This is a genomic window from Helicobacter sp. MIT 14-3879 (assembly GCF_003364125.1).
This window is the reverse complement of the sequence record NZ_NXLP01000009.1, coordinates 34148-60558: the sequence shown is the minus strand read 5'-3', so window position 1 is coordinate 60558 and position 26411 is coordinate 34148. Positions and strand designations below refer to the sequence as shown.

General features: G+C 27.9%; 27 protein-coding genes. 3 read left to right on the top strand and 24 right to left on the bottom strand.

All coding sequences use genetic code 11. The features are described from left to right. Positions 1-18: 18 nt before the first annotated feature. From CQA44_RS06705 to CQA44_RS06625, 17 genes are all read right to left on the bottom strand, one after another. A complete protein-coding gene (locus tag CQA44_RS06705; protein WP_115546509.1) occupies positions 19-540 on the bottom strand; it encodes a hypothetical protein in 522 nt (173 codons plus the stop codon). Next, entirely contained in the window at positions 537-1394 is an 858-nt protein-coding gene (mqnP, locus tag CQA44_RS06700; protein WP_408941379.1) for a menaquinone biosynthesis prenyltransferase MqnP, read from the bottom strand. Before mqnP ends, CQA44_RS06705 begins: the two co-directional genes overlap by 4 nt. Continuing rightward, on the bottom strand, positions 1385-1924 hold the full coding sequence (locus tag CQA44_RS06695) for a DUF502 domain-containing protein (RefSeq protein ID WP_181881809.1): 540 nt from the start codon (positions 1922-1924) through the stop codon (positions 1385-1387). The genes mqnP and CQA44_RS06695 overlap by 10 nt, the downstream gene beginning before the upstream one ends. Beyond that, positions 1921-3249: a ComEC/Rec2 family competence protein gene (locus CQA44_RS06690; RefSeq protein ID WP_115546507.1), complete on the bottom strand. Its 1329-nt coding sequence runs from the start codon at positions 3247-3249 to the stop codon at positions 1921-1923. The genes CQA44_RS06695 and CQA44_RS06690 overlap by 4 nt, the downstream gene beginning before the upstream one ends. 12 nt (positions 3250-3261) lie before the next feature. Beyond that, a complete protein-coding gene (locus CQA44_RS06685) occupies positions 3262-5370 on the bottom strand; it encodes a heavy metal translocating P-type ATPase (protein ID WP_115546506.1) in 2109 nt (702 codons plus the stop codon). A gap of 70 nt (positions 5371-5440) precedes the next feature. Next, positions 5441-6865: a sodium:alanine symporter family protein gene (locus CQA44_RS06680; protein ID WP_115546505.1), complete on the bottom strand. Its 1425-nt coding sequence runs from the start codon at positions 6863-6865 to the stop codon at positions 5441-5443. A 91-nt stretch (positions 6866-6956) separates the two neighbouring features. Next, positions 6957-8333, bottom strand: coding sequence for an SLC13 family permease (locus CQA44_RS06675; protein ID WP_115546504.1), 1377 nt, complete (start codon positions 8331-8333; stop codon positions 6957-6959). A 161-nt stretch (positions 8334-8494) separates the two neighbouring features. Then, a complete protein-coding gene (gene efp, locus CQA44_RS06670) occupies positions 8495-9058 on the bottom strand; it encodes an elongation factor P (RefSeq protein ID WP_115546503.1) in 564 nt (187 codons plus the stop codon). Between the two features lie 13 nt (positions 9059-9071). After that, the gene (locus CQA44_RS06665) at positions 9072-9995 is read right to left on the bottom strand and encodes a class II fructose-bisphosphate aldolase (protein ID WP_115546502.1); all 924 of its coding nucleotides are present in this window, start codon (positions 9993-9995) and stop codon (positions 9072-9074) included. Between the two features lie 10 nt (positions 9996-10005). After that, positions 10006-10824: a DUF1947 domain-containing protein gene (locus CQA44_RS06660; RefSeq protein ID WP_115546501.1), complete on the bottom strand. Its 819-nt coding sequence runs from the start codon at positions 10822-10824 to the stop codon at positions 10006-10008. A gap of 71 nt (positions 10825-10895) precedes the next feature. After that, a complete protein-coding gene (locus tag CQA44_RS06655) occupies positions 10896-11372 on the bottom strand; it encodes a thermonuclease family protein (protein WP_115546500.1) in 477 nt (158 codons plus the stop codon). A 53-nt stretch (positions 11373-11425) separates the two neighbouring features. Then, the gene (gene accA, locus CQA44_RS06650; protein ID WP_115546499.1) at positions 11426-12358 is read right to left on the bottom strand and encodes an acetyl-CoA carboxylase carboxyl transferase subunit alpha; all 933 of its coding nucleotides are present in this window, start codon (positions 12356-12358) and stop codon (positions 11426-11428) included. Positions 12359-12362: 4 nt separating this feature from the next. Next, entirely contained in the window at positions 12363-13589 is a 1227-nt protein-coding gene (locus CQA44_RS06645; RefSeq protein ID WP_115546498.1) for a beta-ketoacyl-ACP synthase II, read from the bottom strand. A gap of 28 nt (positions 13590-13617) precedes the next feature. Beyond that, positions 13618-13848, bottom strand: a complete 231-nt coding sequence (gene acpP, locus CQA44_RS06640; RefSeq protein WP_115546497.1) for an acyl carrier protein — start codon at positions 13846-13848, stop codon at positions 13618-13620. Between the two features lie 65 nt (positions 13849-13913). Continuing rightward, positions 13914-14657, bottom strand: a complete 744-nt coding sequence (fabG, locus tag CQA44_RS06635) for a 3-oxoacyl-ACP reductase FabG (RefSeq protein ID WP_115546496.1) — start codon at positions 14655-14657, stop codon at positions 13914-13916. Positions 14658-14672: 15 nt separating this feature from the next. Then, positions 14673-14885 carry a 30S ribosomal protein S21 gene (gene rpsU / locus CQA44_RS06630; RefSeq protein WP_115546495.1) on the bottom strand — a complete coding sequence of 71 codons (213 nt, stop codon included), beginning with the start codon at positions 14883-14885 and terminating at the stop codon, positions 14673-14675. A 97-nt stretch (positions 14886-14982) separates the two neighbouring features. After that, the gene (locus CQA44_RS06625; protein WP_115546494.1) at positions 14983-15465 is read right to left on the bottom strand and encodes a hypothetical protein; all 483 of its coding nucleotides are present in this window, start codon (positions 15463-15465) and stop codon (positions 14983-14985) included. Between the two features lie 77 nt (positions 15466-15542). Here CQA44_RS06625 and CQA44_RS06620 point away from each other — a divergent pair, with 77 nt between their 5' ends. Next, positions 15543-16421: an aspartate carbamoyltransferase catalytic subunit gene (locus tag CQA44_RS06620; RefSeq protein ID WP_115546493.1), complete on the top strand. Its 879-nt coding sequence runs from the start codon at positions 15543-15545 to the stop codon at positions 16419-16421. Between the two features lie 24 nt (positions 16422-16445). Beyond that, positions 16446-17819: a mannose-1-phosphate guanylyltransferase/mannose-6-phosphate isomerase gene (locus CQA44_RS06615; RefSeq protein WP_115546492.1), complete on the top strand. Its 1374-nt coding sequence runs from the start codon at positions 16446-16448 to the stop codon at positions 17817-17819. Positions 17820-17865: 46 nt separating this feature from the next. Here the strand turns inward: CQA44_RS06615 and CQA44_RS06610 are convergent, their stop codons facing one another. The 6 genes from CQA44_RS06610 to flhA are packed head-to-tail and all read right to left on the bottom strand — an operon-like array spanning position 17866 to position 24007. Then, a complete protein-coding gene (locus CQA44_RS06610; RefSeq protein ID WP_115546491.1) occupies positions 17866-18729 on the bottom strand; it encodes a cation diffusion facilitator family transporter in 864 nt (287 codons plus the stop codon). Between the two features lie 4 nt (positions 18730-18733). Continuing rightward, a complete protein-coding gene (locus tag CQA44_RS06605) occupies positions 18734-19894 on the bottom strand; it encodes a cation:proton antiporter (protein ID WP_115546490.1) in 1161 nt (386 codons plus the stop codon). Next, complete coding sequence (purN, locus tag CQA44_RS06600) at positions 19882-20457, bottom strand: phosphoribosylglycinamide formyltransferase (protein WP_115546489.1); 576 nt, start codon at positions 20455-20457, stop codon at positions 19882-19884. The genes CQA44_RS06605 and purN overlap by 13 nt, the downstream gene beginning before the upstream one ends. A 10-nt stretch (positions 20458-20467) precedes the next feature. Next, positions 20468-20686: a hypothetical protein gene (locus CQA44_RS06595; protein WP_115546488.1), complete on the bottom strand. Its 219-nt coding sequence runs from the start codon at positions 20684-20686 to the stop codon at positions 20468-20470. Between the two features lie 25 nt (positions 20687-20711). Next, positions 20712-21773, bottom strand: coding sequence for a DHH family phosphoesterase (locus tag CQA44_RS06590; protein WP_115546487.1), 1062 nt, complete (start codon positions 21771-21773; stop codon positions 20712-20714). A gap of 11 nt (positions 21774-21784) precedes the next feature. Continuing rightward, the gene (gene flhA, locus CQA44_RS06585; protein WP_115546486.1) at positions 21785-24007 is read right to left on the bottom strand and encodes a flagellar biosynthesis protein FlhA; all 2223 of its coding nucleotides are present in this window, start codon (positions 24005-24007) and stop codon (positions 21785-21787) included. 117 nt (positions 24008-24124) lie between these two features. On the opposite strand from flhA, the gene rpsO reads away from it, so the two are divergent. Then, the gene (rpsO, locus tag CQA44_RS06580) at positions 24125-24397 is read left to right on the top strand and encodes a 30S ribosomal protein S15 (protein WP_115546485.1); all 273 of its coding nucleotides are present in this window, start codon (positions 24125-24127) and stop codon (positions 24395-24397) included. Between the two features lie 67 nt (positions 24398-24464). Here the strand turns inward: rpsO and CQA44_RS06575 are convergent, their stop codons facing one another. Beyond that, positions 24465-26411, bottom strand: a complete 1947-nt coding sequence (locus CQA44_RS06575; RefSeq protein WP_115546484.1) for an LTA synthase family protein — start codon at positions 26409-26411, stop codon at positions 24465-24467.

Here is a 26411-nt window from a genome sequence, read left to right as displayed (position 1 = left end):
ATGAAATTGTAGCAAATTTTATGATTTTGTTTTATTTTCTCTTATCAAACTACGCTCTCTTGCGGTAATATATCCATCAAAATCTACTATATCTCTATTATGCATTAGATAGATTCTACCCTCTTTTGAATTTAGGGCTTGAAAAAATATTGGCACTTTTCTTGCTGGGAATATAGCTATATCAAGCCTAGCATAGTATTTTTGACTAGTCTCTAAAATATCATTTTGAAAAATTATCAAACTATGTCCAATAGAATCTAAAATAGTCTCTATATCTAACTTAATGTATTCTTTAGTCTCTTTTTTAATATATAAACTCAAGGCATCTACTTTTCTATGAAGCTCGATTAAAAGCTGTATGATAGGCTCATTATCATCTATTACCTTGCCCCTTGAGCGAATATTCCTAAGATATAAGCTAATTGGATCATCATTATTTTCTGAAAGCCTATCAAACTCATTTTTAAAATAATTCTCATTGTCCAATTCACTAGATATTTTAGAAAATTCTATTTTTAATGGAGCTTTAATTATTCTCATAATGTATTATCCAAAATTATAAATATTAAAAAAACAAACCCTAAATAGCCGTTTGTCTGAAAAAATGCTTTAGGAATATTTAACAAATCCTTATTTACTAAATAATGCTCATAAACAAGCATACAAAACGCACTAAATACTCCTATATAAGCAAAAATTCCACCTCCACTAAAAATAATAAATAAAATCCAAAATATTACTGCTAGGGTATGTGAGATTCTAGATATTACTAGAGTTACTTTTAGCCCATAACACGATGGTATTGAAAATAAATTATTTTCTTTATCAAAATCCATATCTTGTATTGAATATAATAAATCAAATCCAGCCACCCAAAACAAAACACCTATTGATAAAAATAAACTCCAAAGAGGAATCTCTCCTAAAACTGCAACAACCCCAGCAATAGGAGCTAAACCTAAACTAAGTCCTAAAATAAAATGTGCTAGTGAGCTAAAACGTTTAAAATAAGAATAAATTCCTAAAATAAATAAAAATGGAATAGATAATTTTAATGCTAAAGAGTTAATAAAATATGAAACAATAATAAATAGCAAAGCATTAAGCACAATGAAACCAATCATCATATTTATAGAGATTCTACCATCTACACTTGGACGATTTTTTGTCCTTAAATTTAGACTATCAAACTTAATATCACAATAGCGATTAAATGCCATTGCAAAATTCCTAGCTGAAATCAAAGCAAAAGCACATAAAATCATTATCTGCCATCCAAACCAACCATTTGCAGCAACAATCATTGAGATTAAAATAAATGCAGAAGAAAATATAGTATGTTCAAAAACTACTAATTCATTAAAATTTTTTAACATCTTAAACATCATTTTAATCCTAGTGAAACTAATTTTTTAAATCCATCTGCAACGCTTAAGTTACTCTTCTCTACACTATCTTTTTTAACATTAAGTAAAAATCCTGAAGTTGGATTTGGCGTAGTTGGCACAAAAACCCAATAAGAATCTTCTAATTCTTTTGTTACAAAACCCATAGTTTTATACTCACCAATATGAACATAAACTACCCCCAAATAGCTATCTGCTCCCTTACCACTAAAGAGATTAATTACTTCTTTTAATGTAGAATAAACTGATGATATAAGCGGAATCTTCCCAATTATTAATTCTGTAATCTTTATAAAAATTGCTTCTTTATTTTTCTCTACTATTAGTCCAAGTGAGAATAATGATACAATCATTAAAACACAAACTATAATAGTTGAAGTTAAATTACCATATGTTATAGAAAATATAGAATCTATTATATTTGTAATAAAGTTATATACAATATTTATAATCCAAATTAAAATAATCACAGGAAGAATAGCCAATAACCCCTTTATAATATAAAATAATATTTTCATAATACCCCTTTTAAAAAACCATATAGAAAATATAAACTTGATAAAAAAATACTAAAATAATAGACAAATTTATTAAAAATTGCTATAAATGATACGCACAAAAATATACATAAAAACCAAAATGGCGTTTGTAGCTCAAAACTAGAAAAATTAATATATAAGATTAAAGATAAAATGTTATCAAAGATTCCACCAAAACCAAATATATGTAAAATTAAAACCAATGGATAAAATATAATAAATAGCATTGTAATAAATGGTGATAATATTGCATATAAACTAAAATCATAGAATATATAATGCGAAATTGGTAGCATATTTAAAAATACAATAATATTTAGCAATACTCCATATAATAGCTTATTTTTAAGTTTGAAATATTTAAGATATAAGTAAATATAAAAAATTCCGCTAAATGATAGCCAAAATGCAATAGAAAAAAAGATTCTAGGGAATAATGATAAAATCAAAATTCCGCAAGCAAAAAGTAGCTTAAAACTAAGCAGTTTTAAGCCTTTCCAAAGCACAAAAAATCCAAATGCAAACATTACAAATGACCTCAAAAAACTAGGAGAAAAAGATAATATATTAAGATAAATAAATGCAAAGATTAAAATCACAAAATTTAAATCATAAAATTCATTCCTATAAGTAAAGTAGTTTCTTTGAAAATATCTATAAGGAAATTTTAAGAAAAAATATAAGACAAATGATAGAATGCCAAGATGAAAGCCACTAATTGCAAAAATATGTGCTACTCCAAAAATATTTGTTATATCTCGTAGATCTTGTGGCATAGGTTTAGCTAAAAAAAGGCTTTGATACATTTGAGCAAAAATATTTTTATTAAATTCATCAAAAACCTTAGATTCTATATACAAAGCAGAATCTAAATTATTAGTTTTAGATAAATGCTGGGAATTTATATAATCTATAATATTTTTAGCAAACTCTCTCTTATGCAAAAGTGATATAGAATACCCAATGAAAAAGCAATTCCTTAAATATTTATAGAATGTACAATCATTAGTAGCTTTTCCATAAATATTTACAAACCTTCCTCGTATATCCTTTAAATCATCTTTTGATGTTGTATAGAAAATAGATCCATTATCACTTTTTAATTTCAAGACATATTTAGAATCCTTTTTATACTGCAACAAAACTTCTGCATTTATATTCTTTGCTTCTACAAAATCTTTATAATTTCTATATTCAATAAAAATAGCAATACAAAATATAAGCAAAGATATAGTTATAAATAAAATCCATTCTCTCTTGTTAGATAATAAATCTATATCAAAAGGGGATTGAATAGATTTCATTCTTTATAAAATCTAAACTTTTAAAATTCGCATTGAGTTAAATAATGCAAGAAGTGCAACTCCAACATCTCCAAATACGGCTTCCCACATACTTGCTATACCAAAAGAACCAAGTATGATAAATAACACCTTAATAGCTATGGCAAATATAATATTTTGCCAAACAATAGTTTTTGTTTTCTTTGCAATTTGTAGTGTTTTTGCTATCTTAGAAATTTTATCATCAACTATTAAAACATCTGCACTCTCTTTACTAACATCACTTCCAAGCGTTCCCATACTAATGCCAACATCAGCCATAGCAATACTAGGAGCATCATTAATACCATCTCCTACAAAAATACTTTTTCCTCTTGAATTTGCTTTAAATTTAGAGAAAATTTCTACTTTTTCTTCCGGAAGAAGATTGCAATAAATTTCATCAAGACCTAATTTTTGTGCAATATCTTTTGAAGCAAACTCATTATCTCCTGTTAGCATAATAATTTTTTCAACCCCTAAATTATGCAAAGAAGAAATAGCCTCTATACTATCATCTTTAAGCTCATCTGCAATTAAAATATATCCTGCATATACTTTATCTACTGCTATATGTGCAACACTGCCATTTACATTACAAGTATTATGTTCTATATCAAACTTATGTAATATCTTATCATTACCAGCTACAATATCTTTGTAATTACATGTTGCCTTTATCCCCATACCACTAATATTTTCAAATTTTGTATTATCACATTGATGAGAATTTAAAGAATTTTGATATTCTTCTTTTATAGCAAGGGCAATAGGATGATTTGAGAAATTTTCTGCACAAAAAGCATATTGCAAAACTTCCTCTTTGCTAAAACCATTTTGTGGAACTATTTTAGTTATCTTAAAAGTGCCTTTTGTAAGTGTCCCTGTTTTATCAAAAGCAATATTACTAACATCACTCAAAGCCTCTAAATAATTAGAACCTTTAATCAAAATAGCGTTCTTTGATGCAGCCCCAATTCCTCCAAAATAAGCTAATGGAACACTGATTACAAGAGCACAAGGACAACTAACCATCAAAACTACTAATGCCCTATAAACCCAAGTGCTAAAATCTCCTAAACCAAATAATGGTGGTAAAATAGCAATACATAAGGAAATAAAAAATACTATTGGTGTATAGATTCTTGCAAATTTTGTTATAAAACCTTCAGTTTTTGTTTTATTTGAAGTAGCATTTTGCACTAAATCAATTATCTTAGAAATACTAGAATCTTTATATAATTTTGTAGTTTTAACTTCTAAAACCCCATTTAGATTTAACACTCCACCTAAAATTTTATCTCCCCCTTTTACCTCTTTTGGTATTGGCTCTCCTGTAAGAGTTTTTGTATCAAGCAAACTTTCGCCTCTTAAGACAACACCATCAACAGGTATTTTTTCACCGGGTTTAACAAGCACTATATCATTAATATTCAAATCTTTTGGTGAAACATCTACTAACATAGAATCTTTTTTTAAATGGGCTATATTTGGGGCGATTTGAAGTAAAGATTTAATTGATTTTTTAGAGTTATTAACTGCCATTTCCTGAAAAAACTCTCCCGTTCTAAAAAATAGCATTACAGCTACAGCCTCCTCAAATGCACCAATAAAAAATGCTGCAATAGTTGCTGTAACCATTAGAGTATTTTCATCAAAAAAATCCATCTTTTTGATACTTCTAAAAGCATTGATAAAAACTTCTCTCCCAGAGATTATATACAATATAACCAAAATTCCAATAAATATATTTTTAACAATTATATTATCTATAAAATAAAGAATTGTAACTGAAACAATAAATATTCCAATCAAATAGCATAAAGAAAAAAGCTCTTTTTTTGTATTAAATTCTTTTTCATCATCACACCCTTGATTGCTAGAATCTTGTATATATTCTTTAAGGTATATTTGAGATTCAATCTCTTTAATTTTGCCTTCCAAAAAGCTCATTTCAACATCAGATTCTAAATCAACTTCTAATGTATTATTTAGTGTATCAATACTAATAGAGTTAATAAAATCTATTTTTCTTAATTTATCTTCAATCTTAGAGGCACAAGAGGCACAACTAATATTGTTGATAATGTATTTTTTTTTCATTAATATCCTTACAAAAATTTTTATAATTATATAATGAAAACAATTTTACAAAATAATAAATTATAAATATTTATTTCCAAAATTCAGTATTTGTTATACCAACATTAGATGCTTTAAAAACAGGGTTCTTACCCTCTTTTATCTGCATATCATAATCTTTTAATACCTTAATTGCGATATTACCAAGTAATAAAATTGCTACAATATTTATGGTAGCCATAATCCCCATAATAACATCTGCGGTATCCCACGCTAACTCTAATTTCATTTGAGAACCTAAAAATACAATAAAAATTGCACTAAACCTAAATATATTTAAAGCAGTTTTATTCTTAGTAATAAATTTAAAATTTGCTTCTGAATAAAAGTGATTACCAATAAGTGAAGTAAAAGCAAACAAAACAACAGAAATGCTTATAAAATGAAGTCCAAACTCACCAAAATAACCTTCCATAACCTTCTGCATTAATGGAAGACCTTTTAGCCCTTTAATCCCATCATCTGTGGAACAAATTACCATAAAAGCACTAGCTGAACAGATAACTAATGTATCAATAAATACTGACAGAGTTTGCACCATACCCTGTTTTGCTGGATGAGTAGTATGTGCAGATGCAGCTGCATTTGGTGCAGAACCCATACCTGCTTCATTAGAAAATAATCCTCTCTTTATTCCAATAACCATAGCACTTCCTGCAAATCCTCCAAAAATAGCTTCAAAGTCAAATGCTTCAGAGAGAATATTAGAAAATGCTTTAGGCAATTCTCCAAAGTTTAAAATAATCACAATCATTGCAACTATAAAATATCCAATTGCCATAATCGGAACAAGCACAGAGCTAATAATTGCACTTGCCTTTGAACCACCATAATAAAATCCTGTTACTAAAATTGCAGTAATTAAACCTATAAAAATAGTGATATTGCCATTTTTAAAAGCGTCACTTCCTACATAAACCTCAAAAGCACTTGTAAGAGTGAAAGATTGCAAACTATTAAATCCATATGTAAAACAAGCAATAAGTGAAATTGCAAAAATAATGCCAAATTTTCTTGAACCAAGTGCAGATTCTATATAATAAGCAGGACCTCCTTTATAGCCAAATTCACCATCTTTTCTTTTATAAACCTGTGCTAATGTGCTTTCAATAAATGCACTAGCCCCACCAACTATCGCCATAATCCACATCCAAAATAATGCTCCAACACCACCACTACTAATAGCAACTGCTACTCCAACTATATTCCCAATACCAACTCTTGATGCAGTAGAAACCATCAAAGCACCAAACGGAGAAATATGCTCCTTTTCCCCTTTTTCTTTTAATATATACAATATATGAGGTAGAAACCTTATTTGTACAAAATTTGTTCTAATAGTGAAATAAAGACCACAAGCAATAAGAAAAAAAACCAAAAAATATGTATATAAAAAACCACTAGAAATATTTATAAAATTTGAAAAAGATATAATTATTGAGTTTAAAAAATCCATTTTTTCCCTTTATTTAATTAAATTATGTTAATCATTATAGTATTTTTTGTTTTTATAAAAATAAATTTTAAAGCTAAACCATTACAAAAGATTAAAGCTTAATAATCCCTAGTAAAATTCCCGCAAAAAGGCAAATGATACTTATAGCCCAAATATAAAAAAATGAATTCCTAATATGTGCTTTAATACTCACGCCAGATAGACCACAGCCAAGCAATGTAGCAGGGACAACAGGACTAATAAAAGTAGCACAATTTCTACAAACTGCCATAACGATACCCAAAGTAACAGCATCAATCCCAAAAGCACTACCAACACTTGCTACAATAGGTAAGATTCCAAAAAAATATGAATCGGTGCAGAATATAAGTGCCATAGGAACAGCACTTATACCAATTATTATAACTAAATAAGAGCTTAAGTCTTTTGGAGTAATATCTAAAATTAAATGTGCCATTAATTTCATAATTCCAGATTTATCAAAAACACCAATTAAAACTCCAGCTGCTAAAATTGTTGTTGCCATCATCATAGCAGCTCCTGATGCTTGTTTAATAACCTCACTTTGCATAGAAAGCTGTGGATAGTTAATCAAAAGAGCAATAGCACTTCCAAGCATAAATGGAAAATAAATAGGTAAATTTCCAAAAAATAATAAGACCAAAACAAACAATGCAAGAATTACATTATAAATAAAATTTTTGTCTCTTTGTAAATGATTTTTTTCATCATTTATAAATTCTTGATTAGTATTTATTAAATTAGCTCCACGTTTTTTCTCTACATAACCCATATATATAGCTAGAGCTAAAGCTAAAAGCAATCCTGTAATTTGCATAGGCATTAAGTCAAAATAAAGCTGTGTAGCATCTTTTTGTGTAATAGTGGCAACACGTAATACAGGACCTCCCCAAGGTAGTAGATTCATAACACCCATAGCGGAAGTTAGCACTAACATAAGTGTTGTTGGACGCATATTGTATTTTTGGTAAATAGGTAAAAGGGCAGGTATAGCAATAAGAAATGTTGAAGCTCCGGAACCGTCAAGATGTGCAATTATAGCTACAAAAACAGTTAGTATTGTAATTCCATAAACATTATTTCCACTTTTTTTAATGAGCATATTTATGATTTTATTAAACAACCCTGCAGCACTTAAAATAGTAAAAAATAAAATAGAAAAAATAAATAATGCAGTAGTGCTTAACACACTAGAAACACCAGATTTTATAAAATTACCCAATTCTTTTAAGGTAAATATCCCATTTTTATCTTTTATCTCCAAGTAATGTCCAATATTAAGAGGAGAATCTAAAAATATACTTAAATACTCTAATCCAACTAAACCAAACCCAACTATTGAAGAAATAAGAATAAAGCAACTAGCAGGTGATAATTTATCATTAAGCAAAACAATGACCATTAAAATCAAGCCAAAAAAACCAATTAATGCTAATATTATTTCCATATTAAATCCTTAAATAATATAAAATTTATTGATTATATATTATTTAAAAATAATTCAATTATGTAGTATTGATTAAAGTTGTATATAATTTTACAATTTGCTACAAAAATATTTTATATTAAATCAAATCCATATATCCTAATATAAATAATTTATAGATACTATTTTACTCTTTCTAAATATTCACCTGTATCTGTATTTACTTTAATAGTTTCTCCTTCTAACACATGGAATGGTATCTGAACAACTGCCCCTGTCTCTAAGGTAGCAGGTTTTTTAGATGAAGATGATGTATCTCCTTTAAAATTAGGTGCAGTTTCTGTAATTAGTAATTCTACAACTTGAGGAACATCAACAGATATTGCTTTATTATTATGAAATAATATAGAAACATTAATACCTTCTTTCATCCATTTTGAAACATCACCTACTTGATCATCACTAAGCGATATTTGCTCATATGTAGAGCTATCCATAAATTGAAAAGAATCTCCATCGTGATATAAATATTGCATTGTTTTTTCCTCAATATTTGGCTCTTCACATTTATCGCCTGCATGAAAAGTCTTTTCAATTACTTTACCATCTAAAAATGATTTTATCTTTGCCCTAACAAATGCTGGACCCTTGCCTGGTTTTACATGCTGATATTCAACAATTCTATATGGAATACCATCAATTTCAATTTTTAAACCCTTTTTTAAATCGCCCATTGATATTGCCATTGCTACTCCTAATCTAAATTTTATTGTCACTACCTAGTATTTTAATTCTTTCAACCACTAATTTTTTTACTGCATCTTTTCCGGGTGTAAAGAATTTTCTTAAATCAAATTGTGTATTATCATTATTTGCTACTTTTCTAACTTCAGCAATAAATGCTATTCTTAAATCTGTATCAGTATTAATTTTATTAATGCCACCCCTTACTGCCTCTTGTAGAAATTCAAAAGGGACTCCTTTGCTTCCTTTTAAATCACCACCTGTTGATAGAAAAGATTCTTTAATATATTCTGGTATTGAGCTAGCTCCATGAAGAACTAATGGGATATTTGTAAGCTTTTTTACTTCCTCTAAACGTTCAAAATCAAGCTTTGGTTCACCCTTAAACTTAAATGCACCGTGGCTTGTGCCTATTGCAGGAGCAAGAAAATCTACTTTACTTTCTTTTACAAATACTTCTGCTTCTTTTGGATTGATCAACACAGCATCTTTTTCACTTACATTAATATTATCTTCAATTCCCATTAATCTACCTAATTCAGCCTCGACACTCACCCCATACTTATGTGCCATTTGCACAACCTTAGAAGTTATCTCTAAATTTTTATCAAATTGATGATGTGAAGCATCAATCATTACTGATGTAAATCCAGCCTCAAGTGCATTTTTGCAAGATTCAAAACTAGTTCCATGATCTAAGTGAAGTGCTACAGGAATATGAGGGTATTTAGAGCTTAGAATCTTCACCATCCCAACTGCTAATTCAATTCCTAAATATTTTATTGCACCCTCACTAGCTTGAACAATAATTGGTGCATTAGCTTCGTTTGCAGCTTCAAATATTGAACTTAGCATTTCGTAATTTACAAAGTTAAATGCACCAACACCATAATACTCTTTATTAGCTTTTTGTAGTATTTCGTTTCCTGAAACTAGCATTAATACATCCTTATTTAATTTCTATTTTTGATTTTTTCTTTAATTCTTTAGCCTTATTAGCAATAACTTCTCTAAACTTAACTAACTTCAACTCTTCTTGAAGTTTTGGCTTGATGTCTTCATATTTTAATACACCCTTTGGCTGTATTGATTTTAAATATATAATATGATAGCCATATTGAGTTTTTATAGGATTCTTTGTATAAGTATTTGGCTTTAGTGCAAAAGTTGCATTAGAAAATTCTGGTATCATTTGTCCTTCTTTTACAAAAGGAGGTAAATCCCCACCATTTGAAGCACTTGGATCTTTTGATTTTGACTTTGCTAATTCTATAAACTTAGATTCTGCATTTTTACCAGCTTTATCAAGCTCTTTTATAATATCTTTAGCTTCTTTTTCACTATCTACTAAAATATGTCTTGCATTTGCCTGCTCTGGAATTATCATTTTATCTTTATTTTCATTATAATATTTTTTAATATCACTTTCAGATACCTTTAAATTATCCATTTGACCCCTCATCCAAAGTTCTAAAACCATAGTCTCTTTGAAGTCATCTAAAGCTTCTTTATATTCTTTTGTATTCTCTATTTTATTTTTATCCTTATTTGCTTCTTTTGTTAATAATTTTCTTTCTATTGCTTGATCTATTGCCTTATCTCTCATGTCTTTTGGAAGAGTATTAAAATCAATATTTGGCATAGCTTGTTTTAAAAACATCATATCTTTGTCTGTAACTTCTTCACCATCAACAGTTGCATAAACCTCTGCATTAGCACTCATTATAAATAAACTAGCCAAACTAAACATTATTAAATATTTTCTCATACTTTCTCCTTGTTTTTAATTTTAAAAATTGAAGATTCTACAATTTAGCTTATTTTATGTCAATAAAAACATTAATAAGAATCCTTTAAACACTGCATCTCATTATAAAAATTATTCCATAAACCTTTCTTATTATTAATAGCAATATCCTGCAAATACAACAATCTATCTAAAAACTCACTATCATTTACAAAGCCTTTATTAACTACTGCATATCCATCACTAATGATCTTCTCATTTAATATTATATTTCTAAAGCTAATAATGCAAAATCCATTTATAATTCTAACACCATATAATTGCTCCATATCAAGATTATTTTGCATATAACCTATAGTTAAATTACTCATTTTTTTAAAAGTTTCATTAAGACATTTATTAGAATTTCCATAAAATGGAACAACAACACCCAACATTGAGCATTCAAAAGCATTACTGTTAAGTCTAAATACAAGCCTATTTGGATTATAATAACTATTTAATAAATATTTTGGCTCTAGTGATACCACGATATTTAAAATAAACATTAAAATAATGGCTATTCTCATATAGACTAAACCTAATTATATAAATATTTATAAATCATAAAATTATCTAAAGTTTATTTCTCTGTAAAAACACCATAGTCCATAATCTTATTATATCTTATTGAGACAAAATCTTCTTCACTTTGTATTTCTTTTATTGATGTTAAAAAATAATCAACAATAGCATTTGCTGCACCAACTTTATCTCTATGGGCTCCAACTAATGGTTCTTTTATAATAAAATCAATTAATTTTGATTGATGTAGGTATTCTGGAACAATTTTTAATGATTTTGTAGCATTCTCAACTTTCATTGAATCATTCCACAAAATTGCAGAACAACCTTCAGGAGATATTACACTAAATACAGAATACTCCATCATAGCCAATCTATCAGCAACACTGATAGCAAGTGCTCCTCCACTTCCGCCCTCACCAATAACAATAGCAACAGTTGGCACTTTAAGAGAGCTAAATTCTAAAAGATTCCTAGCTATGGCTTCACTTTGCCCTCTCTCTTCTGCCCCAATTCCAGGATATGCCCCTGCTGTATCAACAAGCATTAATATAGGAATATTAAATTTTTCTGCAATTTTTGCTACTCTTAGAGCCTTACGATAACCCTCTGGATTTGGCATACCAAAGTTTCTAGCAATTTTATTTTTAGTTCCCCTACCCTTTTCCTCAGCAATAACCATAGTAGTTTGTCCTCTAATCTTACCAATAAAACAAACTATTGCTAAATCATCTCTAAAATGTCTATCCCCATGAATTTCATAAAAATCACTCAAAATTAATTCAATATAGTCCATAGAATAAGGTCTATCTGGATGTCTTGCTAATTGTAACTTTTGATAATCCGTTAGATTGCTATATAAAGCTTTAACTTCATTTTCTAGTTCTTTTGTTAATATCTCTTGAGCATGAATATCACCCCTAACAATTGCAGACTCTATATCATCTTGAATATTTTTTAATTTTTGTTCAAAATCTAAATATGTAAGCATATTATTAAACTTTTCTAAAGATTACTACACCATTAGTTCCACCAAATCCAAACGAATTACTCATTACGCATTCTACTTTAGCATCTCTTGCAGTATTTGGAATATAGTCTAAGTCACATTCTAAATCTTTTGTAAATTGGTTAATAGTAGGTGGTAAAACTGAATGCTTTATTGTAAGAATAGAAATAGCCGCTTCCAATGCTCCAGCTGCACCTAAGCAATGGCCTATTTGTCCCTTTGTAGAGCTAATTGGTGGAACATTATCCTTACCTCCAAAAACATTTTTAATTGCAATACTTTCAAATAAATCATTATATTTAGTACTTGTGCCATGTGCGTTTATATAATCAATACTTGTATTTGCCATAGAAATAGCCGCTTTCATAGCACGAAATGCTCCTTCTCCATTTGGAGCTGGAGTAGTTATATGATTTGCATCTCCACTCTCACCATAACCAACCAATTCAGCATAAATATTTGCTCCTCGTTTTTTTGCAATATCATAAGATTCTAATAATAAGCTTGCAGCACCCTCGCCCATAACAAAACCATCTCTATCATTGTCAAATGGACGAGAAGCTGTTTGTGGGCTATCATTTCTAGTGCTTAATGCTTTCATAGAGGCAAAGCCACCAATGCCAACAGGACAAATAGCAGATTCTGCACCTATTGCAAGCATTGCATCTGCACCACCTAAAGCTATTGTTTTATATGCTTCAATAATTGCATGAGTTCCTGCAGCACAAGCAGTTACACTTGCTAAAGTAGGACCTTTCAAGCCATATTCTATGGAAACAAACCCACCCAACATATTAACTAAAGCTGATGGTATAAAAAATGGATTAATCCTTCTTGCTCCTTTTTCAAAACAAGCTATAGAATTTTTTTCAATATTTCCTAACCCTCCGATTCCAGAACCAGAACTAGTCCCAAATCTATCAAAATCAATATCCTTAAAATCTAATATTCCAGAATCTTCCATAGCTTCTTTTGAAGATTGCAAAGCTAGTTGTATAAATCTGTCTGCTTTTTTTATTTCTCTTGCATCCATAACATTAGCAGGGTCAAAATTATCTATCTCGCCAGCTATTTTAACGGGCATATCAGTTGTATCAAATGAAGTAATATTTTTAATACCACATTTACCCTCTATAATAGCCTTAAAAGAAGTATCTCTAGTTAGCCCTAAAGAATTAATCATACCTATACCAGTGACAACAACTCTTTGCATTTATATATCTCCCTTGAAAGCCAAATATTTACTTATTTTTTTCTATGTAATCAACAACATCTTTTACTGTTGAAATTTTTTCAGCTTCCTCATCTGGAATCTCAACACTAAACTTATTTTCTAATTCCATAACTAATTCTACAACATCAAGAGAATCCGCACCCAAATCATCTACAAATTTAGATTCTAACTTTACCTCATCTGGATTTACGCTTAATTGTTCTACAATAACAGCCTTTACATCATCAAATACTGCCATAATTAACTCCTTAAATAATATTGAAAAAATATTGTATCAAAAATAATATAAATTATATAAATAACTTACATATACAAACCGCCATTTACCCTTATTACTTCACCTGTAATATAACTAGAGTTATCACTTAGTAAAAATGCAACTACATTTGCCACCTCAATACCACTAGAAAATCTTCCTAATGGTATATTTTTTAAATAAGTTTCTTTTACATCATCTTTTAAGCTCTTGGTCATCTCTGTATCAACAAAACCTGGAGAAACGATATTAAACCGCACATTTCTAGGAGCACCCTCATAAGCAAAAGATTTGCTCATAGCATTAATACCACCTTTTGAAGCTGCATAATTTATTTGTCCAGCATTACCCCTCTCTCCAATAATTGAAGATATATTAACAACACTGCCAAAACGATTTTTAGACATAATCTTTAATGCCTCTCTACAACACATAAATGTAGATAAAAGATTTGAATTAATAACACTCATAAATTCTTCATTCTTCATTCTAAGTGCTAATTTATCGTTAGTAATTCCAGCATTATTGACTAAATAATCTAACCTTAAATCAGAATCTGCTATTACTTTAAATGCCTCTAAAACTTCATCTTCTTTGCTTACATCAAATGCAATAATACTTGCTTCTCCGCCATTATCTTCTATTTCCTCTTTTAAAGACAAAGCTAAATCTTGATTATTTCTATAATTAATCCAAACTTTTATTCCATAAGATGCTAATACTCTAGCTATATCTGCACCAATTCCTTTACTAGCACCTGTAACTAACCCATTTTTACCACTAAAATTCATAAATTAAACTCCAAATCATAGCTTAGATTCATATCTTCTTAAAACATATAATCTTTTTAGCATTTTCTTTTTAGCATTAATTTTCTGCTTTTTTCTCTTTTCAGTTTGAGATTCAAAAAATCTTCTAGCTCTACTTTCAGTAACAACTAAATTCCTATCAGCTTGTTTTTTAAATCTCCTATAAGCTTCATCAAAACTTTCATTTTCTCTAACTTTAATACCCGGCATCTTTATCACCACCATTCTTTATTTAATATTAAAAGTCGCAATACTAACAAAAAAAACTAAAAAATAAAATTAAACACTTAATATAAAATAATTTAAATTAAAGTTTCATTTCAAGAATCTCATATGTAAAATCAAATGTCATACTACCAACGTTATCTACATCTAATGTTAATTTCATATTCTTTTTTTGTTGATATTCTAATCTATCAAATGCTATTAGAAAACTTTTACTCCATTTATTATATGAGCTAAGAATCTCATCATCTTCATTAGTTTGTAATTCTCTTATCCACAAAAATGAAACATTATTGGTAAGGCTAAAGTGCATATATTCTTTAAAAGGAATATCTAGCTCACTAAAAACCTCAATTAAAAAATACTCTCTATCTCCATTATAAATACTAGAATCTACATTATTAAGGTAAGTTGCAGTAGCAATTAAAACAGTTTTATTATCTTTAATTATTTGTGCTTTTCTGCTTGAATTAATCTTTTTTTCAAATAAAATGCTAGGTTTGTAACTATTATGATACAACCCGCAGCCACTAAAAAAAAATAATATTAATAATAAAACTTTCACTTATCACTTCTCCAAAATTTATAATATTTTAGATATGATTTTAACATCTTTTCTTTACATAAACATAAGGAATAACTATGCCAAAACATCTAATAAGCACTAATGACTTAAGTATAAATGACATTAATGAAATTTTAGATGAGGCAATATCCTATAAAAATGCTATTCCAAATAATACATTAGAGAATAAATTAATAACAACAATATTCTTTGAAAATTCTACAAGAACACTTAGTAGCTTTGAAATTGCAGTAAAAAGATTAGGTGGAAAGGTAGTTAGACTAGATATTTCAAAAAGCTCTACTTTAAAAGGTGAAACTATTGCTGATACAGCAGCAAATATCAATGCTATGAACACAGATGCAATTATTATTCGTCATCAAAGTGCAGGTGCTGGAAATTATTTAGCAAAGTATGTAACTTGCCCCATTATAAATGGAGGAGATGGAGCACACGCACATCCTACACAAGCCTTACTTGATACACTAACTATGAAACTACATTTTAAAAATTTAGAAGGGAAAAAAATTGCTATCGTAGGTGATATAGTAAATTCTAGGGTTGCGACAAGTGGTATAGATATATTTAGCAGACTTGGAATGGAAGTAATTTTGGTAGCTCCACCGCATTTTCAAAGTATAAGTAATAAACTAAGGCAAACAACAAATATAAAAGAAATTATTGATGAAGTAGATGTTATTATGAGTTTAAGAACACAAACAGAAAGGCATAATAATCAAATATATGGCTCATTAAAAGATTATGCCTCGAGGTATTGTATAACAAAAGATTTAATTGGAAATCGTAATATTATAATATTACATCCAGGTCCTGTGCATAGAAATATAGACATTGATGATGAAATGCTAAAAGATTCTAGATGTAAAGTATTAAGTCAAGTCTCAAATGGTGTTTATATAAGAATGGCAATATTAAATAGACTAATAAATCAATAAATTTAATTTTAAGGATTATTAATAATGGTTATAACAATTTTATGTGGTGGCTCTGGAACTAGATTGTGGCCATTGTCAAGAGAACTATTACCAAAGCAATTTGTAAAATTAATAAATAATTCATCTTTATTTCAACAAACATTAATAAGAAATGCAGGAATTAGCAATAATTTTCAAATAGTTACAAATGAATCTCACTATTTTCTAGCACAAGATGAGATAGAATCTATAAATATTAAATTAGAATCCATAGATTATATTTTAGAAGGTCTACCAAAAAATACAGCAGCAGCATTATTATTTAGTGCTTTAAGTGTTAAAGAAGATGATATTATCTTAGCAATCCCAAGTGATCATATAATAAAAGATATAGAAAATTATAATAAGGCGATATTAGAGGCAGATAAGCTTGCTAAAGATGGCAATATAGTTCTTTTTGGTATTAAACCAAATTCTCCAAATACAGGTTATGGATATATAAAAGATTCTAAAAATGGCTTAGAATTCATAGAAAAACCAAGTGAAATAAAAGCAAAAGAATATCTAAGTGATGGGAATTATTATTGGAATAGTGGAATGTTTTGCTTTAAGGCTTCAATTTTGATTGAAGAGTTTAAAATATATCAAAAAGACTTATTTAAAGAGTGTAAAAAAGCTTTTGAAAATGCAAAAATATCTCAAAACATCACTAGAATAAAACCTCAAGATATGAAAAATATAAAAGATATTAGCATTGATTACGCTATAATGGAAAAAAGTAAAAAGTTAAAACTTCTAAAAGCCAACTTTACTTGGAATGATGTAGGAAGTTTTGATGCACTAAAAAATGAATACAAGAAAGATTCTAATAACAATATCTCAAATACAAATTTAATTGCATTAGAATCTAGTAATAACTTTGTTTTTTCAAATAAAACTACTGCAACTATTGGAATTAATGACTTAATTATCATTGATACGGTTGATTCATTACTAATTACTAAAGAGGGAGAAAGTCAAAAAATAAAAGAAGTAGTTAAAATACTGAAAGAAAATAATAGTGAATTATGCCAAATTCATCGCACTGTGTATCGACCTTGGGGAAGTTATAGTGTATTATTAGATGGAGATAAATATAAAATTAAACAAATAATAGTAAAACCAAAAAAGCGATTAAGCCTACAAAAACATTTCCATAGAAATGAACATTGGATTGTAGTTAGTGGTAGTGCCATAGTTACAATAGAAGATAAAGAGTTTATTTTAAAATCAAATGAATCTACCTATATTCCTATGGGAAGTGTGCATAGACTAGAAAATCCGGGCAAAATTGACCTAATAATTATAGAGGTGCAAGCAGGAGAATATCTAGGTGAAGATGATATTATAAGATTGGAAGATGATTTTAATAGAAGTTAAGATTATTTAATTTTAATTTCAGAAGCTAATTCTAAAAGATTTTAATTTAATTACTATCATCATAAGGGTCAAGATGAGTTAAAATAACCCATTTGTATTTATCAGAAATACACTCAATATTATATTCAATCTCATTTGATATAGAATGTGCATTAAATAGAGAAATATTATTATCAAAAACAAGATGGTATTCTAAAAATATCGTATCCCCACTAACCCTGCTCTTTAACTCATGGTAACTTGTAATTGATTTATTATCATCTAATATTTTTATAATTTCATTATTTAGCTCTTCACTAATAGCCCTATCAAGAAGCATAAAAAATCCTTCTTTTGCAATTTTATAAGCTTGAATGCAAATATAAATCCCCAATATTCCGCCAATGATAGAATCTATTGCATAAAATGAAGTAAATTGTATTATTATTAGCGATACAATAACAGCAGCATTACTTAAAAGATCACTTTTGTAGTGTAAAACTTCTGATTTTATAATAATACTATTATTTGATTTTGCAATAAGCTTTAAAAAACAAACTAAAGCAAATGTTACAATTATAGAAATAATCATTACAAGTAAACCCTGTTCTATATTATTAACACCTTTATTGCTAATTATTTTCACAATGGATTCATATATTATATAAGTTCCAGAACAAAAAATTATCAAACTCTCAAGAACAGATGCTACACCCTCTAACTTTCCAAAGCCATAGTTAAAATATTTATTTGATGGAGAATGAGATTTTATTAATGTGAAATGATTAAAAAGTGAAACAAAAACATCAAGTAAAGAATCTATTGCACTTGCTAAAATAACAACAGAACCAGAAATTACTGCAAATATTAATTTTAATATTGTAAGACAAAAGGCTATAAAACTAACTATTAAAATTGCATTTTTTTGCATTCTACTAACTCTTATTTCTATTCATATTAATAATAACTTTTATAATTGTTGTAATTAAAATACTCTCCATTATAGCAGCTAATACAAAAGAATAATACTGCTCTCTCTCAATAGCTCCTATATTTTGCCCAAGCGTAGCAGTAGCTACCAAAAATGTAAGCGGCATTGAACCGCTTAGAGTGAATAAAAATATATTTTTTATTTTTTTCAAAAATGAGCCAAAAACAATACTTGTAGCTATAATCCTAACTATAATCATAGCAAAGCAAATATTAATTGCATGAATAATTATATCTTTATTCCCAAATATAACGTCAAAATCAAGGGTAGTTCCAATATAAACAAAGAATAGTGGAATCAAAAAGCCAAATCCAAAGTCATTTAACTTGTGATGAAGTTCCTTATTAGTTTTAAAAAAACTTGATATAACCATACCAGAGATAAATGCACCAAGCACTGCTTCAATTTTCAGTAAAGACACTATAACTATCATCATAAAAAATAACATCATACTATATCTTATATCTTGATTCATAGAACCATCTGCTGGAATAAGCACCAATCTTAAACTTGGAAACCACCAAAAAATAATGGCTGTGAGCTTAAAAAATACAATAATTAAAATTATAAATATAAATAATATAAAAATTGATTGATAAAGCTCCTTACCAATCCCAAAAGAATAGTATCCATCTAATAAAACTAACATTGAAATACTAATTAATTCACCCACTATTCCTATTTTTAATGATAAATCTAACCATATTTCATTTTTACCATAATCTTGTATTAATATCATTATCATACCCAGCGACATAACAGGAAATGCAGCAATATAAATTATGGATAAATTACAAGCTAAAACAATAACAATAGTAGATGAATAAAGGACGAAAAAATACATCAAAACTCGTTTTAAAAAACTACTTCCAAGCGTTTTAAAACTCTTTATATCAACTTCGATTCCAGCCAAAAACATCAAAAATAAAAAGCCCATATGAGAGACTTCTTTTAATACCACAGATTCACTAACTAACCCTACATTAAAAGCAAAAGCACCAAGTAAAATTTCTATAACTACAATAGGAAGCATAGTTATTTTATTAAGCAATGGAGCTAAAAAAATTAGGATAGATATGATTCCAAAGATAATTAAATCTTGCAATTTAGTGCCTTTAAAATTGCTTTAGGATAGATTTCATACTCTAAAGCGTGGATTCTATCTTCAAAAGATTCTAAACTCTCTCCATCAATTTTATAGATAATATCTTGCATAATAAGTTCACCGCTATCAAGCTCATTACTTACATAATGCACACTAACACCTGCTATCTTCATATAACTCTCATAAGATTCTTTAATTGCATTTGCTCCTTTAAAAAGTGGAAGTATTGATGGGTGTATATTCAATGCTTTAAATCTAGAACAAAAACTATCCCCTAGAATCCTCATAAAACCAGCTAGAATAACTAAATCAATATTATAAGACTTTAAAATATTGATTAATTTTTCATCATAATTAATTTTATTTTCTTTATAATCTAAAATCTTACAATTTAACCCAATGTTACTGCACCTAGTGATGCCAAATGCTCCATATTTACTACTTATTGCAATAGGAAAATTTATTTTTATATCTCCAAATTCTTTAGAATTTAATTTTTTATAAATATTTTCAAGATTGCCTCCATTCCCACTAAAAAGTATAGCTAGATTAATAATTTTCATTAGTTTAATCCTAATAAAACAAATCTTTATATTTTTGTTTCATATCTAAGATTACTTCACATACACTTTTGTAACTATATTCTTCATTATCATCTCTTTTATTTATTTCTATTTCATAAAATTCTAAGGCTTTATTAAGATTCTCATCTTTAACTCCAGCTAGACTAAACGATGCCATTAAGAGAGTAACTATTTCATCTAACAGTTCTTGCTCTTTTAGATTATTCATTTTATTTTCCTTAAAGTAATATATCTTATTTATCTTTTAAAAAATGCTCAATTTGCTCTCTTGCCTCTTCATATAAAAATGTCTCTTTAAAACCATCTATCTTACCACCAGCTGCATTTTTATGTCCGCCACCATTAAAAAAATCTTTTGACATAAGACTAACATCACAATTACCATTTGACCTAAGAGATAAACTTCCCCTAAGACCGACATCTATAAAAAAATCAAATTCACTATTTTGCTTTAAAAACAGATTTGCTAATATTGAGATTCCACCTATACCATATGTCAAAATACCCTTCTTATCCATTATATAAATACAATATTTTTCTTTATTTTTACTTAAAAGTTCGGTTTGCTTAATAGATAAAATTTCCTCCATAGTTTGTGTATATTTATCACCACCAAGAATTTCTTTTTTAAATAAAAATATATTATTATCAAGTGTTACATTTGCATTTTCTTTCACATTATTAGCAGCGTCCAATAAATAATCTTTGGCGTAATAAAGCATATTTAATTTAAATTCTCTATCATAATCATCAAACATAAAACGACTAAACTCTTTGCTTTGAGCAATCATACCCATTGCAACTTTTCCAAAATCAAATGCAAATCCATTTTCCTGCCAAGTATCAGCAGAATTTATCATCTCAACAAAAACCTCCAACCAAGAAGAATTTTTTATTCCAAATTCTTTTCTTAATTCATAAAAAGCAAGTTTGGAGGCACACATGCTAGAATCTAAATGATACCACTCATATATATTAGCACAATCTTTACCTGTAATATGATGATCTAATAGCTTTATTTTAATAGTTTTATTTGTCATATTTAATAAATTTACTTCATCTTGAAGGAATTTTGCTTCATTTAAAGAAAGATTTAAATCTGTAATTAGTATTAAAAAATTCTTACTATCTGATTGTTTAATATTATTCAAAACATTATTTATTCTAACTTCAACTTCCTTGCCGTAATTTGCATTATAAAAAAATATTTTATTAAAACATTCTTTTGCAACCAATTGTGCTCCATAACCATCTAAATCAATATGAGAAAGATGATGAACTTCTAAATTATCCATTTTTTTCCCTTTTAATTAAACTTTAAATCTATATTTCCTAAAAATTCAAATTTTACATTTGGACTTATTTCTGCATTTCCTAAAATTGTCATTGGTATATTATTTCTTTCAACAACCTTTGTTAATGCGCTCCTTATATTTGTCTCTACAAGTAATATTGGAACAATATGCATTTCTCTTGATTTTTCTATTGCTAAATTTAACGAATTAATAAGAGTTTGAACATCTCCTATACTAAGTATAAAATTTCTTCCATATTGCGTATCTTGCAATTTATTTAAAAGATAGCTTTCTGATTCTGCTGGAAGAGTAAAGAATTTAATACTACCATCATCATTCTTAAATACATCTGTAATCACCCGAGAAAGAGCACTTCTAACATAGTCCATAATAATTGATACATTATTTTGAGTTTTTGGAGCAACTTCTATGATAGTCTCTAATATCGTTATCATATCTTTTATTGGAATCTTATCGTGTAATAATTCTTTTAAAACTTGATGAATAATACCTAGTGGTATTTGATTAACATCATTGACAAGACTTGGGAAATCATCTTTTAATCTATCAATTAAATTTCTTACATCTTGACGAGTTAAAATCTCTTCTGCATAATATTTAATTAACTCATTAATATGAGTACTAATAACGGTTGATGGATCTACCACTGAATATCCTGCCATTGTAGCTTCATCTTTATTATGTTTATCAACCCATAAAGCATCTGTATTATAAACAGGCTCTTTAGTATGAACTCCTTCAATATCTTTTATAGCCATACCTGTTGGGTCCATTGCTAAATATCTATCTGGCATAACCTCTCCACCACCTATTTTAATGCCTTTTAAAAAAAACTCATAACCATTTGGCGAAAAATCTGCACTAGGATTTACTATTATCCTAATTTTAGGAATTATAAAGCCGTAACTTTGTGCAATATTTGCCCTAACACCACGGATTCTCTCAATCAATGAACTATCTGGATATTCTGTAAGCCTCATTAAAGCATAACCAACAGAAAGTTGAAGAACATTTATTTTTAGCTTCTCATCTAACATTGCTTGATGTTTCATTTCTATTTGCTCTTCTTGTTCTCTTATGCTTTTTAAACTTCTTAATTCTTTTGGAACATCTTGTGGAGTTTGCTTTATTTTAGCTTCTGGCTTTTTGGCAAATAATTTTTTATTAAAAATATTTTCACTGCCAACATTTAAAAGATAGCTCATAAGTAAAAATATGCTTCCAACAAATCCTAAAGATAAAGTAGGAAGACCAGGAATTAAAGCAAAAAATAATAATATTGCCCCTACAATAGCTAAAATCTTACTATTACCAAGTAATTGATTTACTATTTTTGAAGCAAAATTACTCTCTTCTCCTTTAGTTGCTCTAGTTATTACTATACCTGTGGCAGTAGATACAATAAGTGCTGGCACTTGACTAACTAATCCATCACCAATAGTTAGTATTGTAAATGTGCTAGCACTATCTGATAGAGACATATCATTTCCAAATACACCTATTAAAAATCCTCCAATAATATTTATAAATGTAATGATTATTCCAGCAATAGCATCACCTTTAACAAATTTTGAAGCTCCATCCATAGAGCCATAAAAATCTGCTTCCTGTGTTAGTATCTCTCTTCTTCTTTGGGCTTCTTCTTTTTCTATTAAACCAGAGTTTAAATCAGCATCAATAGCCATTTGTTTTCCAGGCATTGCCTCTAATGTAAATCTAGCCTGAACTTCAGCAACTCTTGTAGAACCATTTGTAATAACTAGGTAATTAACAATTATAAGTATGGCAAAAACTATAATACCAATTACATAATTCCCCCCAACAACAAAATTACCAAAAGCACCTACTATCTCACTAACCTCACTAACACCAAGATGTCCATTACTTAAAATCATTCTAGTTGTTGCAACATTAAGGGCTAACCTAAATAAAGTTACCATCAAAAGCAGTGTTGGAAATGCTGAAAAATCCGTAGGCTTACCAATATAAAGTGAAATTAATAAAATTAAAACAGACAATGAAATAGAAATTGTTAGAAAAAAATCCAGCAAATAACTAGGAAGAGGGACTATTATAATTGCAAGAATTGCCATTATAAAAACAACAACAATTAAATCCTTTGAAGCAAAGAATCTCTTTACAAAAGGTGTTATATATCCAACAACTTGACTTCTCTTAGCCACAAAAACTCCATAGTAGTTAAAAAATATCATATAAATTTAAAGATTTGGATTTTATCAATTTAGAATTAAAACTTTGCTTTTTTAAAGAATTTTATAGTAATATACAACTTTTAATTTAAAACAAATACCAAATCAGGAGAAGGTCAAATGGCTTTAGATTCGGCGGAAAAACAATATATAATAAATAAGTTTGGAAGAAATGATAAAGATACAGGATCAAGTGAGATTCAAATAGCTTTATTAACACAAAGAATTTCTAATCTAACAGAGCATTTGAAAATAAATAAAAAAGATCATTCAAGTAGGCTTGGGATGCTAAAATTAGTAGGTAGAAGAAGAAGTTTATTAAAATATCTTAAAAAAACAAAATATGATAATTACATAAAACTAATTAAAGAACTTAAACTAAAAGATAGATAATTTAAAAATTTCATAAGCTTTTATAAAACTTTCAAATTTAATAGTGGAAAAATCAAATTGATTTCTACTATTCTCTTATTTCATATCCATTCTTAAATATATACCAGCTTATTGCCTTAGCTCTTTTTAAATCATCTAGTAAGTATCTTTTATTTTCAAAACTATTAATATTATCTTCGTTATATACACCATATTTATCTGCTACCGCAAAATAACCTAAAGCATAACTTTTATTTATTGACACCTTAGAATTACTAAGCATAGGTGTGCCAAAACTAGCATATTTATATCCATTTGGTGCTATCAATTCAACAATAGTAGGAATTATATCAATATGAGAGCCAATATTGCTTTTTACTTTTGGTCTTAACTTTGGAGAATATACTATAAAAGGAATTTGATTAGACACATTAATAGAAGCATTAGAAAATGGATACATTCTATCATAATGATCTCCTGTAATTACAAATAAACTATTTGGGAATTTTTTAGAAGTCTCTTTTATAAATTTATAAATCATTTTATCTTGATATATTATATGGGAGAATACCCTTTTTGCTTCATCTTTTTTAATTATTTTTGGATTATTTGCAATAAAAAAGTCTATCTTATCAAAAGGTATATCTAAACTATCTAAAGGCACATCATAGGGAGAATGATAAGATGTTGTTAAAATCATAGAAAAAGTTTTATCTTTAGGTGTATTATCTATAACAAAATCATATAAAAAATTATCATAAACTCCCCAAGAGTTTTCATAAGGTAGTCTTATATTTTTCCTTTTAAGATAAGAAATTATATGTGTATTATATAAAATCTCATCAAACCCTTGAGATGTTACATAAGTATCTAGTTTTTGCCAAGTTCCAGAGCCACCATAATAAAATTTAGTCTTATATCCTAAATCTTTAAAAATATATCCACTAGATGTTTTAAAGTTAGAAGTAACGCTTAAGTTAAATGGTATTTCTATTTGAAACAATCCACTAAGTTGAACATCAAGGCTCTTTATAGTGCTAGCTGCATTTTCTAAGAAAATCTTTGCACTAAAGGCATTATCCTCTTTTATCAATTTTAATAGATTATTCATCAACCCTATCTCTCTAAATTCATCATCAAAATGCCATTTACTAAAACTCTCTGCAATAATATAAAAAATATGGCTAATTTCTATATTATTAGGATTTTCTACATTTTTTTCTAATAAACCTAAAAGATTAATAGAAGCATTAGAAGAAGCTAGCTTAAAAAATTTCATTACAGCTTCTCTTGGACTCTCATCAATATAATCACTAAATTTAGAGTTCCAAATGCGAATATAACCTTTATAAACATAGCCTAAATCACGAAAAGAGCCCATTGTAATTTTTCTTAAAAATAAATTCTCTACGGGAGTTATTTCCTTTCCAAGTGAAATTCCACTAAACCCTATGCGTCCATTGATAGCAAAAAGGCAAGTAGAGCTAAAACAAATAAAAAGCATTGTGTTAGCTATCTTTTTATATTTAACATTACTGATTTTTTTAATAATAAAAAATAGTAATAAATATGTAACGATACTAATTATAAGCCATAAAATAATCTTATTAAAAATTCCAAAATCACCACTCCATGCAGTCTTTAAAATTGCAACTCTATCATCAAAAATAAGCCCAAGCAAAGCAGCATTAAAAACATCTTTATAAATTTGATAAAAACCTATATTTGCAATTACAACAAAAACACTAATAAAAATCACTAAAAAGCTATAAATATATACAAGATATTTTGCCCTATGAAATACAAAAATAAGAAGATTTAGTAGAAAAAATACAATACTCATAACCCCAATAATTTGCCCATCATATAAAAAGGCATTGTATAGCATTTTAAAAATCTCATTAATATTAGTATTTCCCATAGAATCTTCAAGAATACAAATAATAATAAACAAAATACGTAATGCTAAATTTAAAACATACAATAAAATCATAAAAATAAATGATGATAAAATAGCTTTTCTAAAAGTTATCAT

Excerpts from the sequence above, each read along its gene's own strand:
- CQA44_RS06705 (WP_115546509.1), bottom strand. The coding sequence starts at position 540 with ATGAGAATAATTAAAGCTCCATTAAAAATAGAATTTTCTAAAATATCT.
- CQA44_RS06695 (WP_181881809.1), bottom strand. The coding sequence starts at position 1,924 with ATGAAAATATTATTTTATATTATAAAGGGGTTATTGGCTATTCTTCCT.
- CQA44_RS06690 (WP_115546507.1), bottom strand. The coding sequence starts at position 3,249 with ATGAAATCTATTCAATCCCCTTTTGATATAGATTTATTATCTAACAAG.
- CQA44_RS06685 (WP_115546506.1), bottom strand. The coding sequence starts at position 5,370 with ATGAAAAAAAAATACATTATCAACAATATTAGTTGTGCCTCTTGTGCC.
- CQA44_RS06680 (WP_115546505.1), bottom strand. The coding sequence starts at position 6,865 with ATGGATTTTTTAAACTCAATAATTATATCTTTTTCAAATTTTATAAAT.
- CQA44_RS06675 (WP_115546504.1), bottom strand. The coding sequence starts at position 8,333 with ATGGAAATAATATTAGCATTAATTGGTTTTTTTGGCTTGATTTTAATG.
- efp (WP_115546503.1), bottom strand. The coding sequence starts at position 9,058 with ATGGCAATATCAATGGGCGATTTAAAAAAGGGTTTAAAAATTGAAATT.
- CQA44_RS06665 (WP_115546502.1), bottom strand. The coding sequence starts at position 9,995 with ATGCTAGTTTCAGGAAACGAAATACTACAAAAAGCTAATAAAGAGTAT.
- CQA44_RS06660 (WP_115546501.1), bottom strand. The coding sequence starts at position 10,824 with ATGAGAAAATATTTAATAATGTTTAGTTTGGCTAGTTTATTTATAATG.
- CQA44_RS06655 (WP_115546500.1), bottom strand. The coding sequence starts at position 11,372 with ATGAGAATAGCCATTATTTTAATGTTTATTTTAAATATCGTGGTATCA.
- accA (WP_115546499.1), bottom strand. The coding sequence starts at position 12,358 with ATGCTTACATATTTAGATTTTGAACAAAAATTAAAAAATATTCAAGAT.
- CQA44_RS06645 (WP_115546498.1), bottom strand. The coding sequence starts at position 13,589 with ATGCAAAGAGTTGTTGTCACTGGTATAGGTATGATTAATTCTTTAGGG.
- acpP (WP_115546497.1), bottom strand. The coding sequence starts at position 13,848 with ATGGCAGTATTTGATGATGTAAAGGCTGTTATTGTAGAACAATTAAGC.
- fabG (WP_115546496.1), bottom strand. The coding sequence starts at position 14,657 with ATGAATTTTAGTGGTAAAAATGGGTTAGTTACAGGTGCTAGTAAAGGA.
- rpsU (WP_115546495.1), bottom strand. The coding sequence starts at position 14,885 with ATGCCGGGTATTAAAGTTAGAGAAAATGAAAGTTTTGATGAAGCTTAT.
- CQA44_RS06620 (WP_115546493.1), top strand. The coding sequence starts at position 15,543 with ATGCCAAAACATCTAATAAGCACTAATGACTTAAGTATAAATGACATT.
- CQA44_RS06615 (WP_115546492.1), top strand. The coding sequence starts at position 16,446 with ATGGTTATAACAATTTTATGTGGTGGCTCTGGAACTAGATTGTGGCCA.
- CQA44_RS06610 (WP_115546491.1), bottom strand. The coding sequence starts at position 18,729 with ATGCAAAAAAATGCAATTTTAATAGTTAGTTTTATAGCCTTTTGTCTT.
- purN (WP_115546489.1), bottom strand. The coding sequence starts at position 20,457 with ATGAAAATTATTAATCTAGCTATACTTTTTAGTGGGAATGGAGGCAAT.
- CQA44_RS06595 (WP_115546488.1), bottom strand. The coding sequence starts at position 20,686 with ATGAATAATCTAAAAGAGCAAGAACTGTTAGATGAAATAGTTACTCTC.
- CQA44_RS06590 (WP_115546487.1), bottom strand. The coding sequence starts at position 21,773 with ATGGATAATTTAGAAGTTCATCATCTTTCTCATATTGATTTAGATGGT.
- flhA (WP_115546486.1), bottom strand. The coding sequence starts at position 24,007 with ATGATATTTTTTAACTACTATGGAGTTTTTGTGGCTAAGAGAAGTCAA.
- rpsO (WP_115546485.1), top strand. The coding sequence starts at position 24,125 with ATGGCTTTAGATTCGGCGGAAAAACAATATATAATAAATAAGTTTGGA.
- CQA44_RS06575 (WP_115546484.1), bottom strand. The coding sequence starts at position 26,411 with ATGATAACTTTTAGAAAAGCTATTTTATCATCATTTATTTTTATGATT.